The organism is Kitasatospora sp. NPDC091257, assembly GCF_044757675.1.
Lineage (GTDB): Bacteria > Actinomycetota > Actinomycetes > Streptomycetales > Streptomycetaceae > Kitasatospora > Kitasatospora lactacystinica.
Genome location: NZ_JBIVVI010000996.1, coordinates 1 through 3,456, shown reverse-complemented (window position 1 = coordinate 3,456; position 3,456 = coordinate 1). Strand labels below are relative to the sequence as shown.

Here is a 3,456-nt window from a genome sequence, read left to right as displayed (position 1 = left end):
CCCTGCCGGGGGAGAGGGCCCAGTGCGTCTGCCACCCGTCCGCCGACCCGCCGCCCGGATCGGCCTCACCCTGGCCCTGCTGGCCGGAAGCGCCGTCCTCGCCGCCACCCCGGCGGCCGGCGGCCCACCGACCGCGGGACCACCAACGGCCGGACCGCCAGGGGCGGGCCGAACGGCCTCCGTCCTGCTCGAACTCACCACCGAGACGACCGGCTCCGCCTGGCGGCGCGCCGCCGACGGGGCCCGGCGGGCCCGGCGCTCCCCGGAGGACGTCCGCCGGGAGGCCGCGCGGGCCGGCGCCGCCCAGCGGTCCCGGACCGGGGACGCGCTCGACCGGCTCGCCGGGGCCGTCCACCGGGCGGCACCCGCCGCGCGCGAGCTCTACCGCACCCGCACCGTGCTCACCGGCCTGGCGGTCAGCGCGCCCGCCGACCGGCTGCCCGCGCTGCGGGCACTGCCGGGCGTCCGGGCCGTCCACCCGATCGTCGCCAAGCGGCGCGACAACGCCCACTCCGTCCCGCTGACCGGCGCCCCGCAGGTCTGGGCCGGCGACCGGACGGCCGGCACCGGGCAGGGCATGCGGATCGGGATCATCGACAGCGGCATCGACTACACCCACGCCGACTTCGGCGGCCCCGGCACCGAGGAGGCCTTCCGCTCGGTCGAGCGCGGCAAGCCCGCGCCGCCCGCGCTCTTCCCCAACGCCAAGGTGGTCGGCGGCAAGGACCTGGTCGGCGACGACTACGACCCCGACCCGGCCTCCCCGCACCACCAGCCGGTGCCGCACCCCGGCGACAACCCGATCGACTGCGTGCGCAACGGGCACGGCACCCATGTGGCCGGCACCGCCGCCGGGTACGGCGTCACCGCCGACGGCCGCCCGTACACCGGTCCGTACGGGCCCGGGCTGGACCCGGCCGGCTTCCGGATCGGCCCCGGCACCGCCCCCGGCGCCCAGCTGTACGCGATCCGGGTGTTCGGCTGCGACGGCTCCACCGACCGGGTCGCCGAGGCGCTCGACCTGGCCGCCGACCCCGACGGGGACGGCGACCTGAGCGACCGGCTGGACGTCGTCAACCTCTCGCTCGGCAGCCACTTCGGCAGCACCGACGACACCGACGCCCTGGCCGTCGACCGGCTCGCCGAACTGGGCACCGTCGTGGTCGCGGCGGCGGGCAACGACGGCGACGTGTACGGCATCGGCGGCAGCCCCGGCACCGCCGCCCGGGCGATCACCGTCGCCGCCTCGGTGCACGGGCACGCCGACGTGGACGGCATCACCGTGCTCGCCCCGGCCGAGCGGGCCGGGATCGTCCCGGCGCACTGGAGCGAGCGCTACCAGGGCTGGTCCACCGGCGACGTCAGCGGCGAACTCGCCCTGCCCGCCGACCAGTCGGACGGCTGCACCGACTTCAGCGAGGCCGACCGGCAGCGGCTGAAGGGCCGGATCGCGCTGCTCGCCTGGCGCACCCGGGAAGCCGACCGGGCCTGCAACTCCGGCCCGCGCGCCGACCACGCCGCCGACGCGGGCGCGATCGGCGCGCTGTACGCCGCCGACTCCGACCACCTGGCCGAGATCTCCGGCAACGACCGGATCCCGGCCGCGCTGCTGGCGCACGCCGACGGCGACCGGCTGCGGCAGGCCGCGGCCGCCGGGCCGGTGCGGATCCGGCTCGCGGCGCCCGGCAACACGCTGCACGGCTCGGTCGCGCAGGACCAGCCGGCCCGGGTCGACACCCTGACCGACTTCACCTCGCGCGGCATCGGCGTGCCGGGCGTGGTCAAGCCCGACCTGGCGGCCCCCGGCGAGAGCATCTGGTCCAGCCTGGTCGGCAGCGGCGCCGGCGGCCAGCGCGAGAGCGGCACCTCGATGGCCACCCCGCACGTGGCCGGACTCGCCGCGCTGGTCCGCGCCGCCCACCCGGACTGGCCGGTCGAGCAGGTCAAGGCCGCGCTGATGAACACCACCGTGGACACCTACCTCGGCGACGACCGCGGCGGGCCGGTCTACGGGCCCGAGCGCACCGGCGCCGGGCGGGTCCGGGTGGACCGGGCGGTCCGCACGCCCGCCGTCGCCTACGCGGTGGGCGAGGGCGCCGTGGAGGGCGTCGTCGGGGTCTCCTTCGGGCCGGTCGAGGTCGGCGGGCCGACGGCGGTGACCCGGGAGATCGAGGTGCGCAACACCTCGGCCGCGCCGCTGACCTACCGCACCTCCTACGCGGCCGCCACCCGACTGCCCGGCGCCTCCTACCGGGTGACGCCGCCCCGGGTGGACGTCCCGGCGGGCGGCACCGCCCGGGTACGGGTGACGCTCGCCGTGCCGGGGGAGCTCGGGCGGGCGCCCGACCCGACCGTCGACACCGTGCAGGGCGGCCGGGCCCGCAGCTACCGGGGCGAGCTCTCCGGCCGGGTGCTGCTCACGCCCGTCGGCGACGACACGCCGCCGCAGCTGCGGATCCCGGTGCTGGCCGCCCCCCGCCCGACCGGCGACCTCACGGCGACGGCCACCGTCCGCACCGCCCGGGACGGCACCCTGATCACCCTCGGCGGCCGCGCCGCGCCCGGCGAACAGCCCGGGCTGGTCAGCGCCCTCGCACTCGGCGGCGAGGGGATCCGCTGGCCGGACTGCCCGCCCGGCGGCGGTGACGCGGCGATCGCGCCGGGCGCGGGCGTCCGGCCGAAGGGCACCGGGGAGGCGCCGGACCCGGCGCAGGAGGTCTGCGTCGAGCACCCCGGCGAACGGTCCGCCGACCTGCGCGCCGCGGGCGCCGCCGCCGACTCCGAACTGCTGTACGTGGGAGCGCAGTTGTGGGCGCCCGCGGCCACCCCGGTGGGGCTGTACGGGGTGCGGGTGGCGCTGGACACCGACGGGGACGGCAGCACCGACGTCGTCCTCAAGGCCGACCGGCTGCGCGGCAGCGACGTCCTGGTCTCCCGGGCCCTGGACGCCCGCACCGGGGCCGAACTGGACGTCCAGCCGCTCAACGCCCACTGGGGCGACACCGACACCGCCCTGCTCGACAGCGACGTCCTGGTGCTGCCCGTCCGGCTGAGCGCCCTGCCCGGCGTCGCGCCCGGGCACAGCACCGTCCGCTACGGCGTGTGGACCGGCTACGCCGGGGCCGGTACGCCGGACGTGGCCGACGCGCTCTGCGCCATCGGACTGAACGGCACCGTCCCGACCGTCCCGCTGGACGTGCTGCGGCCGGCACTCACCGTACGGGCCGGCCTCACCGGCCCGACCGCGGTGGTGGTCCCGGCCGGCCCGGGCGCCGTCCTCGACGTGCACCGGTCGCAGGGCGGCACCTCGCGGCTCCTGCTGCTGCACCACCTCAACCCGGCCGAGCGACGGGCCCAGGTGCTCGACCTGCCCTGACCACGGGGTCGGGAGACCCGATCGCGGGACCGGGAGAGGGGGGGGGGGGGCGGCCGCCCCCCCCCCCCCTCTCCCGGTCC

At 78.7% G+C, this 3,456-nt stretch carries 1 protein-coding gene; it reads left to right on the top strand.

What is annotated here, in order from left to right; translation table 11 throughout:
* The first annotated feature begins 22 nt into the window (after positions 1 to 22).
* On the top strand, positions 23 to 3,376 hold the full coding sequence (locus ACIQOV_RS33305; protein WP_401054483.1) for a S8 family serine peptidase: 3,354 nt from the start codon (positions 23 to 25) through the stop codon (positions 3,374 to 3,376).
* The last annotated feature ends 80 nt before the right edge of the window (positions 3,377 to 3,456 follow it).